10 protein-coding genes and 2 other RNA genes are annotated in these 16,253 nt (G+C 42.9%); 1 reads left to right on the plus strand and 11 read right to left on the minus strand.

Going from position 1 to position 16,253, the window contains the following annotated elements; translation table 11 throughout:
* Positions 1–44: 44 nt before the first annotated feature.
* A complete protein-coding gene (locus EQM06_RS06390; protein WP_128745542.1) occupies positions 45–1,337 on the plus strand; it encodes a hemolysin family protein in 1,293 nt (430 codons plus the stop codon).
* A 66-nt stretch (positions 1,338–1,403) separates the two neighbouring features.
* On the opposite strand, the gene EQM06_RS06395 is transcribed toward EQM06_RS06390, so the two are convergent.
* The 11 genes from EQM06_RS06395 to dnaG form a co-directional block, all read right to left on the minus strand.
* Positions 1,404–2,372, minus strand: a complete 969-nt coding sequence (locus EQM06_RS06395; RefSeq protein WP_128745543.1) for a P1 family peptidase — start codon at positions 2,370–2,372, stop codon at positions 1,404–1,406.
* Between the two features lie 40 nt (positions 2,373–2,412).
* Positions 2,413–4,053, minus strand: coding sequence for an OPT/YSL family transporter (locus EQM06_RS06400; protein ID WP_128745544.1), 1,641 nt, complete (start codon positions 4,051–4,053; stop codon positions 2,413–2,415).
* A 343-nt stretch (positions 4,054–4,396) separates the two neighbouring features.
* Positions 4,397–4,574: non-coding RNA, 6S RNA (ssrS, locus tag EQM06_RS06405), on the minus strand.
* An 81-nt stretch (positions 4,575–4,655) separates the two neighbouring features.
* Positions 4,656–5,387: a YebC/PmpR family DNA-binding transcriptional regulator gene (locus EQM06_RS06410; protein WP_128745545.1), complete on the minus strand. Its 732-nt coding sequence runs from the start codon at positions 5,385–5,387 to the stop codon at positions 4,656–4,658.
* A gap of 39 nt (positions 5,388–5,426) precedes the next feature.
* Positions 5,427–9,674 carry a 2-hydroxyacyl-CoA dehydratase gene (locus EQM06_RS06415; RefSeq protein WP_205666519.1) on the minus strand — a complete coding sequence of 1,416 codons (4,248 nt, stop codon included), beginning with the start codon at positions 9,672–9,674 and terminating at the stop codon, positions 5,427–5,429.
* Between the two features lie 128 nt (positions 9,675–9,802).
* Entirely contained in the window at positions 9,803–11,164 is a 1,362-nt protein-coding gene (locus tag EQM06_RS06420) for an MATE family efflux transporter (protein WP_230974932.1), read from the minus strand.
* 220 nt (positions 11,165–11,384) lie between these two features.
* Positions 11,385–11,728: RNase P RNA component class A (rnpB, locus tag EQM06_RS06425), an RNA gene on the minus strand.
* A 28-nt stretch (positions 11,729–11,756) separates the two neighbouring features.
* The gene (locus EQM06_RS06430) at positions 11,757–12,548 is read right to left on the minus strand and encodes a Nif3-like dinuclear metal center hexameric protein (protein ID WP_128745547.1); all 792 of its coding nucleotides are present in this window, start codon (positions 12,546–12,548) and stop codon (positions 11,757–11,759) included.
* Between the two features lies 1 nt (position 12,549).
* Positions 12,550–13,314 carry a tRNA (adenine(22)-N(1))-methyltransferase gene (locus EQM06_RS06435; RefSeq protein WP_128745548.1) on the minus strand — a complete coding sequence of 255 codons (765 nt, stop codon included), beginning with the start codon at positions 13,312–13,314 and terminating at the stop codon, positions 12,550–12,552.
* A 35-nt stretch (positions 13,315–13,349) separates the two neighbouring features.
* Positions 13,350–14,498, minus strand: a complete 1,149-nt coding sequence (gene rpoD, locus EQM06_RS06440) for an RNA polymerase sigma factor RpoD (protein ID WP_128745549.1) — start codon at positions 14,496–14,498, stop codon at positions 13,350–13,352.
* The gene (dnaG, locus tag EQM06_RS06445; protein WP_205666520.1) at positions 14,499–16,250 is read right to left on the minus strand and encodes a DNA primase; all 1,752 of its coding nucleotides are present in this window, start codon (positions 16,248–16,250) and stop codon (positions 14,499–14,501) included.
* Between the last annotated feature and the right edge of the window lie 3 nt (positions 16,251–16,253).

The following is a 16,253-nucleotide window of genomic DNA, read 5'->3' on the forward strand; positions in this document are numbered from 1 at the left end:
AGAGAGGTTTATAACGACCTATAAATAAGGAGAATAACGAATTTATGACTTATTTGATAAATATTATTATTGTGCTGATTCTTGTCTTTTTTAATGCCTTTTTTGTTGCTACGGAATTTGCCATGGTAAAGGTAAGAAAATCTCGAATAGAAACTTTAGTCAATGATGGGAATAGCAGCGCCAGACATACGCTGACCATTGTGAACGGCTTAAATTCTTATTTGTCTGCATGTCAGCTGGGAATCACCTTAGCGTCTTTAGGACTGGGCTGGGTGGGAGAACCGGCTGTGGCAAAAATGATGGAGCCGTTGTTTTCATTGTTTCACCTATCGGACAGTTTAGTTCATTCCATTTCCTTTATCGTGGGATTCTCCTTGATAACAGCCTTTCATATCGTGCTTGGAGAGCTGGTTCCGAAATCTTTAGCCATCGTCAACACAGAAAGAATTGCGCTATATACCGCTCTTCCTTTAATTCTGTTCTATAAGGCCACCTACCCTATTATGTGGGCCTTTAACCATACCACAAGTTTTGTTTTAAAGCTGTTCGGACTTTCACAGGCAAACGAGCATGAGGAAGCACATACAGATGAAGAAATCAAGCTGTTGGTCGAAGAAAGCTATAAGCATGGACTGGTAGACAAGACCGAATTGTCTCTCATCGATAATATCTTTGATTTTTCTGAGAAAACGGTAACCGATGTGATGATACCCCGAACCGATATGGAATGTATCTTCACCGAGAATTCTTTTGATGAGGTTTTAGCCTTTGCCATGGAAAAACAGTTGACCAGATACCCGGTCTGCCAAAAGGATAAAGATCACGTACTGGGGTTCATCCACATCAAAGATTTGTACAAACAGAAGATCATTGGTTCAGATCAAAAAATAGAACCTATTATCCGAGAAGTGAATTTTGTTCCGGAGTCCATGTCCATCAGCGAACTGCTCAAAATATTCAAGAAGGAAAAGACCCAGCTTGCTGTCATTATTGACGAATATGGCGGGACAAGCGGATTAGTGACCGTGGAAGATATTTTAGAAGAAATCGTCGGCGAACTTCAGGATGAATTCAATGCGGAAACACCCGATATCATTACAAATGAAGACGGGAGCTATATCGTAGACGGAAAGGTTCATCTGGAGGAAATCAGTGAACGGCTGGAGATGGATATTGAAGAAGAAAATATTGATACCATCGGAGGCTGGATTTATTCACAGCTAAGCTCCGCTCCGCAGCCCAATGATAAAATACTGTATCAAAATTATGAATTTACCATATTGAGCTGTGATCAGAGAAGAATCAAACAAATATGGATAAAAAAACAACTCCCATAATCCGCAATCCGCCGAAATAAAATCCGGCGGATTTTTTGTATAAGAGTTGTTCCTGTTTCCATTTTTTTAAAGTCGATAAAAATCGGAGGCCGCTTTTAAGCCATACGCCGGTTTGGCATGGAGGACTGCGTTGTTGATGGCTTTGGCCATCACGTTGGCCGCCAAAGCTCCCAAAGAATCCGGTGCCACTTCTACTTCCCCGGTAGCCATCACAAAGATGGAGTCTCCGTCGGCGGAAGTATGAACGGGTCGAATGGCTCTGGCATATCCATTATGAGAAATAGAAGCCAGCTTATTGGCCTGAGGCTTCGTCAGCTTCGCATTGGTGATGATACATCCGATAGTGGTATTTCCGCTGAATACATTTCTGGATGCGGATATTTCAGAGAACATGATTTCCTCTGTACTTACAATTTCCGTTTTATCCTCACTTAAAATTCCCGCAAGCCTTTTACCGGTATCTACGTCCAGAACATCTCCCAATGCATTTACAGCTACTACAGCCGCACACTGCACGTCTCCTGCCTGTACGGCATAGATGCCAAGACCGCTCTTCATCAGCCGTTCGATTCCCAGATATTTTCCGACAGTAGCTCCGGTGCCGGCTCCCACATTGCCCTGCTCCGGCATATTTTTTTCCGAAGCCGCACAGGCTGCATACCCCATCTCTTTATCCGGTCTGCAGGTTCGGTTCCCCACGACCAAATCAAATAGGGATGCTCCGCATACAATAGGTACGACTCCTACCCCCACATCAAATCCGATATTCTTCTCCTCCAGATACGCCATAGCTCCGGAACAGGCATCCAAACCGTAGGCACTGCCCCCGCTCAGCATGACACAATGGATCTGCTGAACCATATTTTCAGATTTTAAAAGATCGGTTTCTCTGGTAGCGGGGCCTCCTCCCCGAACATCAGCACCTGCCCATGCTCCCTTTTCACATATAATGGCTGTACAGCCCGTGCCTCCTTCGGCAGACTGCGCATGCCCCACCCGGATCCCTTTTATTTCATTTATATTGATCTCCTTCATAGAAATAATCCTCCTGATTTTTCCTTTTAACTTTATTCTATTACGCTATAATTCGAATGGCAAGAACTAATGCCTGTATGACACCCACGATTGCTTCCCCGCCAAGCAGACCTGACGCAATAATGGAACCCGTACCCTTTTTTTCAAAGTCAGGAAAGGCTTTATCTGCAAAGAATCGGAGCATCCCACCTATGAATGCGGTAGCAGACAGATAAAAAGGCAGGTAAACGCCTAATCCCAAGGTCATGACCGGGAAATTGACGCAGTATAATATGGTGGCGGCAACAAGTCCGATCACAAAGGCCGGAACATTTGATATCCCCCCTACCATAGCTGCCACTGCACTGGCCTGAGCTGCCGGAAATACTTCCGTACCGAACACATCCGCCCCGTATGCATCTACTATAACAAGCAATACGGCTACGGACACCACCGCACCTATAATGGAGCCAACAGCCTCTGCGATCCACTGGGCTTTCGGATCGGTCTTTAATATATAGCCCGCCTTAAAGTCGTTCATGATGTCCCCTACAAGGCCGCAGGCTACGGCTACCGCTGCCGCTACGAAAAATGCCTCCGTCTGCCCGATAGAGGAAACCGCTTTGGCGGCAATCAATACAATGATTCCAAAAATCTCCATAGGGTTAATACCGGACTGCCCAACACATTGTGCTGACATAGCTGTGGCTACCCACACGCCCAGTATGGTCACGATAGAAGCTGCCACGCCCATATGAGCCCATACAGTGAAAAGAAAAGCTAACAGGACCATAACGATCGGAGCCCATCGAAGAGGTATGATACTGTCCCCTATGCTGTCTTTTTTAAACATGGCACCAAATATTTCTTTGGATTGAGGTAATATTCCCTTTAGGATAATTCCCAAACCAGTTCCCACCATTAAACCGATTCCCAAAGATGCTTTTATGGAAGAAGCCGTGGCTGCATCCCATATGCCAAAATGCTGTCCGCCTATCAATATACCGAAATCTCCTATTACAGCACCCAGAAACCAAATGCCGATAAAGACCGGGCCGATTATGTAGCCCACCGAAATAAGCATCGGAGAAAGCCAGATTCCTCCTCCGGAGCCATAGGAAAGCATTTTAGAGTTCATAAAGGTTGCCGGAATTTTATGAAAAACATCTCTTAACAACGTAAAAACAGCTGCAAGACCCATCGATGAAAACAGTACGACCGCTTTTTTTCCGCCAGCATCCCCGACGAGCAGGGCCTCTGCTGCTGCCTGTCCCATAGGATAAGGCAAGGCCTTGGTCACAACAAAATATTTTCGAATCATGGCAGTAAAAATCAATCCCAGCAATACACCGCCCACGGTTATTACAATAAGGGTCATCGGGTTGATTTCTGCCTGCTTGTTCAACATCCAAATTCCCGGCAGAGTAAAAGCCAGACCGCCTGCTACCATTGCGCCTGCCGACATGGCAGTATGGGTCACATTGATTTCATTTATGTTGGTATGACCGCACGCTTTGAGTGCAAACATGGAGACAAGGGCAACAAACATAATCGGCCATGGTAAAGAGCTCAGCTTTAACGCTACAAACATAGAGCTCATGGTCAGAATAACGGCCCCAAGGCTGCCGATAATCAAGCTTCTTGGGGTTAATTGTTCTCTAAAAGAACTCGCGTACTTTACTTTCGTGTTTTGTGAAGACATTTTTTCCTCCTTGTAATAAGAAATGTCCGCCTCTCCTTGTAAAAGTTCTTTCTCACTTGAGTGAACTAAAAAAGCAGCCTCATTAAATAAGCTGCCCATATTTCTGAAACTGAAAACACAAAAAATAAAAGATTTTTTGCATTTTTCTTGGTATGTCAGTCCCATTCCTTAGGATATAGGCTTCTTTGATATAAATTAAATAAGAAATAACGAAGGTGGTACAGTTAAAAGCTTTATACTGTCCACGTTAGTCAATATAACACAAATAAAAAGACAATTCAATACCCAGAGTAAGAATTGTCTTATGTTATGTAATATACTGTATACAAAGTTTTTTTCTAACAAAAATCCCGACATGCCGTCAGGTGATAATTCACACCCTATCAGTAGATAGGGGGGTACCCTGCTTCCGCTTCTGCCTTCCACTGCAAAGGAGGCTTGACATAGGCTGCAAAGACTCGGATTCCCAAGGTCACAGTGTAGGTTGAATTATACTACCTTAACGAACACTTCAGGATTTCTTGCATTTATATTATATGACTATTATACTATTTCATTCAGATTTTGCAATAGGAACAGCATAGTATGTTCTGGAAAAAGATTTATTCAAACTCTTCCAGATCCAATGAACAGTTATGGTGAACCTTCTGAACATCATCGTTATCTTCCAGTATATCGATCATCTTCTTCAGCTTCTTGATATCGTGTTCGTCGGACGGTGCAGACTCCATGGACGGAACATATTCAATATCCGATTCGAGCAGTTCATATCCGGCTGCGGTCAATGCACTGTGTACATCGGTGTAGACGGCAGGTTCTGTTTGTATTTCAAAAGAATCTTCATGAACGATCATATCTTCCGCTCCCGCTTCAAGGGCTGCTTCCATCAGGACATCTTCATCTACACGATCCGTTTTTTCAATAATCAGAACACCCTTTCTGGCAAACATATAGGATACGCATCCCGGTGCTCCAAGGTTTCCGCCGAACTTGTCAAAAGTCGATCGTACCGCCGCCGTAGTTCGGTTCTTATTGTCCGTCAGAGCTTCCACAATAACGGCAACTCCGCCTACGCCGTAGCCTTCAAAGTTCAATTCTTCATATGTCTCGCCTTCCAGTTCGCCGGTTCCCTTTTTTATGGCTCTGTTAATATTATCGTTTGGCAAATTAATGCTCTTAGCTTTTTCGATTGCCACCTTAAGTGACGCATTGTATTCCGGATCTCCACCGTTCTTAGCAGCTACCGTGATAGCTCTAGAGTATTTTGTAAATACTGCAGCTCTTTTTGAATCCTGTGCTGCTTTACGTCCTGCGATTGTACCGTGTCTTCCCATGGAGACACCTCCTAACTTCTTTAAATTTCAACTTAAATATTATACTACTTTTTCTTCTTGATTGCAATCTGACTTTTCCATGTTTTTATAAGCAGTAGCCATCATCAATTTAATTCTGTTAAGCTGGTTCACATCGCTGGCTCCCGGATCATAATCGATAGCAACAATATTTGCATAGGCATTATACTTTCTCAGCGCTTTCATCATTCCTTTTCCGGTCACATGGTTCGGAAGGCATCCGAAGGGCTGCAGACAAGCAATATTATTCACACCGCTGTCGATAAGCTCCAGCATTTCACCGGTAAGAAGCCATCCTTCTCCGCACTGATTTCCTAAAGAAATCAACTGCTGGGCCTTCTTTGCGGTATCCTCGATAAAGTGCGGGCTGGTGAACCGTTTACTTTCATCGAGAGCCTGCCTTGCAGGCTGTCTGACCCATTCGATGAATTTGATAGCCACCTTATTCATCACCATCGTGCTGTATCGCCCTGCTAAATGTTTAAAATTAAACTCCTTGCTATACATTCCATATAGGAAGAAATCCATCAGATCCAAGACCACTGCTTCTCCGCCTTCATCTTCAATGATTTTTACAATATCATTATTTGCGGTTGGGTGATATTTAACCAAAATTTCTCCCACTACACCTATTTTAGGCTTTTCAATGTCGTTGAGCGGTAGATTATCAAACTCGTGAACCATTTGTTTGATCAGATGCTTATACTGCACAACACTGCCGTTTTTCATATTTTTGCAGATGATCCGAGACCATTTTTCATAAAGCTGATCTGCTGATCCGGGCACCTTTTCATACGGTCTGGTTGCATACAGTACACGCATTAACGTGTCTCCATACACAGCTCCTATGAGAATCCTTTTTATCATCGGTACAGTAAGCTTAAAGCCGCTATTTTTCTCCAGTCCTACCAGATTAAAGGAGATCACTGGAACTTGCTCCATTTTTAAATCAATTAAAGCTTTACGCAGCAAGGATACATAGTTGCTGGCACGGCAGCCTCCGCCTGTCTGGGACATGAACACCGCTGTTTTATTTAAATCATACTTACCGGATTTCAATTCGGAGATAATCTGACCCAGCGTTACAATCGTCGGATAGCAGGCATCATTATTAATATATCTCAGTCCTTCATCCACCGCATGCTTATCCACCGAAGGAAGCAGTCGAACCTGATATCCGCACTTTTCCATGGCCGGTGCAATAAATTGGAAATGGATTGGCGACATTTGAGGAACCAAAATGGTATAATCCTTCCTCATTTCCTTTGTAAAGAATTTTCGCACGAACTTACTGTCCCCGTCGGTATGTTTGACATTATTTTTATCCCGTTCTTCGATGGCTGCTTTCAGCGAGCGGATTCGTATTTTAGCCGCTCCTAAATTAGAGCCTTCATCAATTTTCAAAACCGTATACATTTTATTGCTGCTTTTCATGATCTCTTCTACCTGATCCGTCGTCACAGCATCCAGTCCGCATCCGAAAGAATTTAATTGGATCAGTTCCATATCATCATCCTTGCTGGCCACTACTGCAGCCTTATACAGCCTTGAGTGGTATACCCACTGATCCAGCACGCGGATAGGCCGATTCAGCTTTGCCAAATGTGTCACAGAGTCCTCTGTTAATACCACCATATCAAAAGAATTGATCAATTTGTCTATTCCATGGTTTACTTCCGGATCTAAGTGGTATGGTCTGCCGGATAATATAATGCATTTCTTGTTGTTTTTCTTTGCATACCGGATTGCATTTGCTCCCTGTTTTTTTACATCATCCTTGAACCGCTTGTTTTCTATTCGGCCCTTTTTAACAGCTTTTGCCACTTCGGCATAGGAAATTCCTAAACCTTTGAGAACGCTGTAAAGTTCATTAACTAAGCTGAGGTCATTGTCATAAGGTAAAAATGGATGCGTAAACGTAACACTCTCTTCTTCAAAGAGTTCATCCATATTATTGCCTATGACCTCCGGATAGGTGGCAACGATCGGACAATTATAGTGATTCGGTGCACCTTCATCCTCATTCACCTCATAATTGATGCTCGGATAAAAAATCCATTTGATTCCCTGCTCCACTAACCACTTGATGTGACCGTGAACCATCTTTGCCGGATAGCAGGCCGTATCAGAAGAAATGGTCTCCATTCCCTGCTCATACAAAGCCTTTGAAGACGGCGGAGAAAGGATCACTCTAAAGCCCAAACTTGTGAAAAAAGCAAACCAGAATGGATAATTTTCATACATGTTAAGCACTCTCGGTATACCCACCACGCCGCGTTTTGCATATACTTCCGCAGTCGGTTCATAGGAGAAAAGCCTTTTATACTTATATTCATACATATTTGGAAGCTCATCCTGGTCCTTTTCCTTCCCTGCCCCCTTATCACACCTGTTACCGGTTACGAACTTTTCGCCGGTGTTAAATTTATTAATCGTCAGTAAGCACTGGTTTTCGCATTTTTTACATCTTGCATGAGAATTCATTACCGTAAACAGTTCCATATCCTCCGGTTTTAAAATAGAGGATTCCGTTCCTTCCACATAACGTTCCTTCGCAATCAATGCGGCTCCATACGCACCCATGATCCCGGAGATATCCGGCCTTACGACATGTTTTCCCAAAATAAGCTCTATACTTCGAAGGATTGCGTCATTCAGGAAGGTTCCGCCCTGCACGACGATCTTCTCCCCGGCTTCATCTGTGTTCCTAAGCTTAATTACTTTATACAGAGCATTTTTAATCACGGAGAAAGAAAGGCCTGCAGAAATATCTCCGATGGTCGCTCCTTCCTTCTGAGACTGCTTTACCTTGGAATTCATAAAAACAGTACATCTGGTTCCTAAATCTACCGGTGCTTTTGCAAAAAGAGCCTCCCTTGCAAAGTTTTGTACATCCATATTCACAGATTTTGCATAGGTTTCGATAAACGAACCGCAGCCGGAAGAGCACGCTTCATTGAGCATGATATTATAAATGGCGCCGTCTCTTACCTTCATGCATTTCATATCCTGTCCGCCGATGTCCAAAATAAATTCCACCCCCGGTAAAAAGGAATCCGCCGCTTTATAATGGGCAATGGTTTCAATTTCACCCAGATCTACTTTAAAGGCGGAACGGATCAGTCCTTCGCCGTAACCGGTAGCGGTAGCATTGGAAATCTGCACATTTTCCGGAAGCTGGCTGTACAGCTCTTTCAGCATGGCCATGGTTGCTTCCAAAGGTTTTCCTTCATTATTTCTGTAAAAGGAATACAATAGATTGTTTTCGGAGTCTATCAGAGCCGCCTTGGTCGTGGTAGATCCGGCATCAATTCCTAAAAAGACTTTCCCCTTGGCCTTTCTGATGTCCTTACGCTTGATTTTGTTTTTGTCGTGTCTCTGCTTAAATTCACTGTATTCATTGAAATCTTTGAAAAGAGGATTGGTATGCTTTGTCTCAGACAGTGCAGAAGAATCAGCATTTTTTAATGCTTGAAAAATGTCATTTATATTTTTTGCTTCATATTTTTGAGAGGTCAGTGCTGCCCCTATGGCCACAAAGTATTGTGAATCCTCAGGGAAAATAATATTTTCAGGTTCCAGCTTCAACGTTTCTATAAATCGGGTTCGCAGCTCCGACAAGAAGAAAAGCGGGCCTCCTAAAAACGCCACATGACCTTTGATCGGTCTTCCGCACGCCAGTCCGCTGATCGTCTGATTCACCACTGCCTGAAAGATAGACGCTGCTAAATCTGAAATGCTGGCACCCTCGTTGATAAGCGGCTGTATATCTGTTTTGGCAAAAACACCGCACCTGGCGGCAATCGGATAAATCAGCTTATGACTTTTAGCCGCTTCATTCAGACCCCCTGCGTCCGTGTTGAGCAGGACGGCCATCTGATCGATGAACGCACCGGTTCCGCCTGCACAGCTTCCATTCATCCGCTGTTCAACAGTAGCACCATAGAACGTGATCTTGGCGTCTTCGCCGCCCAGTTCAATCGCTACATCGGTTTCAGGAACGATAGTCTCCACGGCTTTACTGCAAGCCACCACTTCCTGTTCGAACGGAATATCTAAAAGCTGGGATAAGGCTAACCCTCCCGAGCCTGTAATGGTCATATGTACCTGTTCATTTCCAAATTGATCGTACAATTCTTCCATCAAATGTGTAACTTTTTCGAAGATATTAGACATGTGCCGCTCGTATCTTTTAAATAATATATCATTGTTTTTATTCATGAGCACAACCTTCACTGTAGTTGAGCCAACATCAATACCTAATTTCATATAAGCAATCCCCTCCTCAGGTATTTGTTTATTCTTTATAGTAAATATACCACACATTCCATTCCATAAACACAAACAAATTTTATAAAATTATACTGAAATCTGGTAAGTTACCTCCCATCCCCATTCTACTTTTCATCTTCACGCCCTAAGAAGGCAATTTCATTTTTGTATAATTTTTTAACAAATATTACAGAATATAGCAGTCCTAATATCTCTGCCAATGGCCATGCCCACCAAACCAGAGTCAGACCTCCCATTTTCAATAGCAGCCATGCAAGCGGCACAATTCCAATCAACTGCCGGATCAAAGCCTGCCACATGCTCAGCATTCCATGCCCTGTAGCCTGAAATATGGTGGAGGTCAAAATGCCAAAGGCGGCCGGTATAAAACATAAACAAATGGTGCGAAGTGCCGGTACACCTATTTCTAACATATTCTCCGATGCGTCAAACATCCCTAAAAGCTGCTTCGGGAACGTCAAAAATAGAATAGTTCCCAACGTCATGATGATAGCTGCAACCGCAATACCGAATTTGTAGGCCTGCATAAGCCTTTCCTTGTTGCGCGCTCCATAATTGTACCCCATGATGGGCAGAGCCCCCTGGTTCAATCCAAAGACCGGCATAAAAATGAAGGACTGCAATCTGAAATAGGTTCCGAGTACAGCAACAGCGGTTCCGGAAAAGGCTAAAAGCCCGTTGATGAAGAAAAGCATCACAGAACCGATGGACTGCATGAGCATGGCCGGAAAGCCTACATTATATATGTCCTTAACGGTACTCCAATCGAATTTAAAGCCTTTTAGCTTAACGGTAACCTGGTGCTTACGGCCAAATAACAGCGTCAATCCCAGACACATGGATATAAATTGTCCGATAGTAGTCGCAATCGCCGCACCGACTACGCCCATTCTGGGGAACCCACAGGCTCCCAATATCAGAAATGGATCCAGTGCGATATTGATGATGGCTCCGGACAGACTGCATAGCATAGGCAGCAGCATACTTCCCGTCGCCTGCAATACCTTTTCTGTGTTTACCTCTACAAATACAAACAGGGAAAACGCCATGGTAATCATCAGAAATATCGAACCATTTTCTACGATATACGCAGAATCCGAATAAGCCGATACATATTTTCTTGCCAAAAGCAGTCCCAATACGGCGAAGACCGCCCAGTTTATAAAGGCAATCCGAAAACCATGACTGGCGGCCTGATCCGCTTCTTCAAACCGTTTTGCACCCAATCTTCTCGCAATCAGAGAATTCACCCCTACCCCGGTACCTACCGCTACGGAAATAAGCAGCATCTGTATGGGATATACCAGTGTAACGGCTGTCAGAGATTCCTCGCTTATTCTGGACACAAAAATACTGTCTATTACATTATATAATGCCTGAATCATCATGGAAAACATGGCGGGCCATGCCATACCCATCATCAGCTTTCCAATTGGCATCGTGCCCATTTTATTTTCTTCTGTCATAAATCTACCCCTCATCCTTTTCTTTTTTTGTAGTCAAAATTATTTTCAGTGCAATATGAACGATAGGGAACGATATATCGTTCCCTATTTTTATCAGCTTAGTTATTCTATCTTATCTCATACACCGAATTTTTGTCAAGTTTTTCTAAAAATCGTCATCGGATTTTTATACGTTCTATGCCAATAAAAAAGACCCTTTTTCATAGAGTCTATAAAATATATTTTGGGCAAGTCTGTAAGCCGGGTTCTGTATTAGACAATCATCTATCTAGGCGCATCATTGCTAATGCGCTCAAGCGACCTACCTACCGGGCAGCGACGGGCCGCCGCTTTTTATGCCCTATTTGGTCTTGCTCCGGGTGGGGTTTACACGGCCGCTGTGTCTCCACAGCGCCGGTGAGCTCTTACCTCACCATTTCAACCTTACCACAGCCAAACTGTTTCGGCGGAATGTTTCTGTTGCACTTTCCCTATAGTTACCTACGCCAGACGTTATCTGGCACCCTTGCCCTGCGGAGCCCGGACTTTCCTCGTGCAGCTGCACGCGACTGTCTGACTTACCCAAAACATGCTCTAGTATTATACCATATGTTTATAAAAAGTCAAACGGATTTATATTGACTTGAGATTCAAAAATTTCAGCCTGACCCTTTAACAGCTCTTTCAGCTGTTCCGCCATATTCCTTACAAATATTTTTTCGGTTCCGTAATGCCCCGCATCTATCACGTTCATTCCGGTCTCTTTTGCTCTCATCGCGTCATGGTATTTCACATCCCCTGTTATAAAGAGCTCGCATCCGGTTCGCGACGCGATATCCAGCATCTCGGCTCCGGCACCGGTACAAAGTCCGATCCTGCTGATTTCTTGATCCGGCTCGCCGACGACCTGAAGCTCCTTTGGGCTTAAATTCAACCGGCATTCCACTTCCTTTACCAGCTCCTTCAAAGGCTTTTTCTCTGAAACATCCCCGAACAATCCAATAAATTCTTTACCGAACGGTTCAAAGGAGTTTAAGTTCTCCAAACCCAGCAGCTTTGCCAGATAAAAATTGTTACCCCGGTCAGCCTTATCAAAATTCGTATGGGCAGAATAAACAGAAATTCCATTTTTTATAAGCTCTACCGTATAGTTTCCGATAATATTTTTATAGTCAATTCTCTTTAAGGGAGAAAAATAAAGGGGATGATGTGTAACGATCAGATCTGCGCCAAGAGTAACCGCCTCTTGTACGACCTCCTTAGTAATTTCAAGGGATACGAGGATTTTCTTCACCTCATCTTGAGCAAGATCGATCTGCATCCCGGAGTTATCCCAGGGCTCCGCCAATTCTGCCGGTGCTATTTTTTTCAGTGCATGGATCAGTTCCAATTTTGAAATAGCCATATTATTCACCTCTTTCCGTTCTATTTTTTAAAAGCTGTTGTAAATATCCAATTCGGGACTCTGTGTGGTGAATTTCTTCCTCATCCAAACAGACCGCTTTCTTTTTATTTTCAAGTATCTTCTGTTCATTTTTCAACTTTTGTTCCACAAATTCGAAAGCAATAGCTCCATTACCTATAAGTATTGATTCCGGAACTTCATATTTTATGTCTTCTGACGGATTCTGCTCTTCCTCTTCTTCCTGTGATACCTCTATAAGCGAAGAATCCGCAATCCTAGCTTCGGTCAATATAATTTCACAGAGGAACTTCCCCTCTCTGACAATTTTCTCCTTTTTTATAATAAATCCGTTATGCTCCAGCCACCATCGGAGCTTTCCCTGTCCGGTTCTGGGCTGCAAAATAAATCGTTTCATACTGCCCGTTTTTTTTAGGTCTTTTCCCAATATTTCTGTCATCAATATGCCGCCCATACCGGCGATAACAACGGTGTCCGCTTCTCCGTCTGCTAGAACCTCTATGCCGTTTCCGAGCCTGAAATCAAAATGTTCTCTGAGAATTTCCTTGCCATACCCTTGCTTTTCCACATTATCAATTGCTTTTTGGAGAGATCCGGAGCTTATATCCGCCAGAATCAGTTTCGGGCTTTTTTTGCTTTCCCATAGATAAATAGGCAAAAAACCGTGGTCGGTACCAATATCAGCCACGGTTTGTCCATTTTCTATAAGGTCGGCAATCATCTGTAATCTGTCTGATAGTTTCATCATCTGTTACCTCTATTTGCCTTTTCTTTGATTTAATTTTATTCTAAATAATCCTTAAGCTTTTTACTCCTGGAAGGGTGTCTGAGCTTTCTCAGCGCTTTTGCTTCAATTTGTCTGATTCGTTCTCTTGTTACATCAAATCGTTTTCCTACTTCCTCAAGGGTCCTTGCTCTGCCATCCTCCAGCCCGAATCGCAGCTTTAAGACCTTCTGCTCTCTTTCGGTCAAGGTATCCAGTACTTCCACCAGTTGTTCTTTCAGCATGGAAAAAGCCGCAGCCTCAGCAGGCGCAGGAACATCTTCGTCCGGAATGAAATCTCCCAGATGACTGTCCTCTTCCTCTCCAATAGGCGTTTCAAGGGAAACCGGCTCCTGAGCGATCTTCAAGATCTCCCGAACCTTTTCCTCGGAAATATCCATTTCTTTGGCGATTTCCTCCGGAGAAGGCTCTCTGCCATATTCCTGAAGCAGCTGCCTGGATATACGGATCAACTTATTGATTGTCTCCACCATGTGAACCGGTATACGGATTGTCCTTGCCTGATCGGCAATGGATCTGGTAATGGCCTGTCTGATCCACCATGTGGCATAGGTACTGAATTTATATCCTTTTCTCCAGTCAAATTTATCTACTGCTTTGATCAGACCCAGATTTCCCTCCTGAATCAGATCCAGAAACAGCATACCCCTTCCCACGTAACGTTTTGCGATGCTTACAACAAGCCTTAGATTTGCTTCGCAGAGCCTTTTCTTGGCTTCCTCATCGCCCATTTCCATTCTCTTGGCAAGCTCTATTTCTTCATCCGCTGAAAGCAGAGGTACTTTTCCGATTTCTTTCAGGTACATTCTTACGGGGTCATCTACCGCAATGCCCTTGGGCAGCGTCGCTTCTAAATCGATTTCATTGGAATCATCAGACGTTGAAATGATATCCACATCCACATCATCATTTTCATCCTGTTCTATAGAAAGAAGTTCAAAGTCATCCGGATCCACCTCCGATACAATTTCTATTCCCATAGCGGTCAGTGAATCATAAATTTCATCCATCTGATCCTTATTTAAGTCTACACCTTCCAAATAATCAGCTACTTCTCTAAAGGATATGGATCCTTTAGCTTTTGCTTTCTCCGCGAGATCCTGAACATAGTCCCTTTTTTCCATAGCGTTTCCTTCCTCAAAGCTCATTTATTTACCCCTTTCCATTTTCTTTCTCTGCAAATCCATTAGTTCTTCTGTTAATATTTTTATAGTCTCTCGATTTTCTTCTTCATCTGCCATAGAAAGTCTCATCAATAATGAGTTTTCTTTTTCCTTTAAATTTTCTACTTCAATTTTATTTAAACATTCCTGCAGCACCTGTTCTTCCTTATCTGCAAACTGTACGTTATCCATAATATCCGTCAGTATATGCACTTCTTCCGGTTCCAAAGCATCCTGCAGCTTCATAATATCAAGTTCTTTTCCCTCTTTGTAAAGTAAAGCAGCTGCGGAGAAAATCTTTTCTCCATAGCTCGATTTAAAAGCATCTTCATATTGTGAAATCATTTTAAAGTATTCATAATCGGTAATCATCAGCTTAATAAGATTCTTCTCCACCAATAACATGGGAGAAGAAATCGATTTATCCTGCTTCTCGTCTTCATAATGATGCGTTACAAACTCTTCCTGTGTATTATTGCCATTAATTTCTAGTCTTATTGCATTTTCTGATATTTTAATTTCATTCGCCAGCTTTTTTATGTAAACATCTGCTTCTATCGGGCTTAAATTCCTAAAAATCACTGCCGCTTCCTTTAAAAAGTCGATGCTCTCTTCATAGGAATCCAAATTATATTTTCTCCGAAGTACGGAAATTTTATAATCTACAAAATTCAGAGAATTATCCACAAGCTTTTTAAACGCGTCTCGTCCGTGCTTTTTTACAAATTCATCCGGATCCTTGCCGTCTGATACATGTAATACTCTTGGTCTGCAATCCTCTTTGAACAGGATATCTATCCCTCTGAGAGCTGCTGCCTGACCGGCGCTATCCGAATCGTAGGATAAGACAATATTTTTTGTATACCGCCTGAGAACTTTGGCTTGATTTTCTGTCAAAGCAGTCCCCAGAGAGGCTCCCACATTTCGAATTCCGCTTTGGTATAAGGAGATAACATCCATATAACCTTCCACTAAAATCGCACAGTTCTCTTTACTTATATCCTGTCTGCTGAGATTTAAACCATATAAATTATTTTTTTTCATGAATACGGGACTTTCCGGTGAATTTAGATACTTTGGCATGGAATCGTCTATAGCTCTTCCACCAAATCCGATCACCTTCCCTCTGGTATTAATGATGGGAAACATCACCCTGTTTCTAAATTTATCATAGAACCTGCCCTTTGATTCCGAAATCAATCCGAGTTCTTTCAACACTTTAACATCGACATTCTTTGACATAAAATATCGATACAGGCTGTCCCATTCCCCGTCTGCATACCCTATGCCAAACTTTTTCAGCGTGACAGGCTGAATTCCTCTTTTCAGCATATAAGTCAGCCCGGGATTTGCTTTCTGGCAGAAGGATTTCAGGTAATAGGTCGCAGCCTCCCTGTTTATCTGGTAATAAAGCTCTTTTCTGCTGTCCTCCCTGTGATTATTTGTATACTCCACCCCATACTCTTTGGCAAGCTTTTCCACTGCACCGGGAAAATCCAAATTGTAATATTTTTTTACAAATTCAAAAACATCCCCGGTAGCACCGCATCCAAAGCAGGTAAAAATCTGTTTTGTTTCAGAAACAACAAAAGAAGGCGTCTTTTCATTGTGAAACGGACAAATTCCTTTAAAATTGCTTCCCATTCGTTTCAGAGAGACAACTTGTCCGATGACATCAACGATGTTACACCTACTTTTTATTTCTTCTGTTACATTATCATTAAAAGATCCACTCAAATT

The organism is Aminipila luticellarii, assembly GCF_004103735.1.
In the GTDB taxonomy this organism is placed as follows: Bacteria; Bacillota; Clostridia; order Peptostreptococcales; family Anaerovoracaceae; genus Aminipila; species Aminipila luticellarii.

Coding starts and splice junctions, on each gene's coding strand:
- EQM06_RS06410 (WP_128745545.1), bottom strand. CDS start 5,387: ATGGGAAGACACGGTACAATCGCAGGACGTAAAGCAGCACAGGATTCA.
- EQM06_RS06395 (WP_128745543.1), bottom strand. CDS start 2,372: ATGAAGGAGATCAATATAAATGAAATAAAAGGGATCCGGGTGGGGCAT.
- EQM06_RS06415 (WP_205666519.1), bottom strand. CDS start 9,674: ATGAAATTAGGTATTGATGTTGGCTCAACTACAGTGAAGGTTGTGCTC.
- EQM06_RS06390 (WP_128745542.1), top strand. CDS start 45: ATGACTTATTTGATAAATATTATTATTGTGCTGATTCTTGTCTTTTTT.
- EQM06_RS06400 (WP_128745544.1), bottom strand. CDS start 4,053: ATGTCTTCACAAAACACGAAAGTAAAGTACGCGAGTTCTTTTAGAGAA.
- rpoD (WP_128745549.1), bottom strand. CDS start 14,498: ATGAGCTTTGAGGAAGGAAACGCTATGGAAAAAAGGGACTATGTTCAG.
- EQM06_RS06435 (WP_128745548.1), bottom strand. CDS start 13,314: ATGATGAAACTATCAGACAGATTACAGATGATTGCCGACCTTATAGAA.
- EQM06_RS06420 (WP_230974932.1), bottom strand. CDS start 11,164: ATGACAGAAGAAAATAAAATGGGCACGATGCCAATTGGAAAGCTGATG.
- EQM06_RS06430 (WP_128745547.1), bottom strand. CDS start 12,548: ATGGCTATTTCAAAATTGGAACTGATCCATGCACTGAAAAAAATAGCA.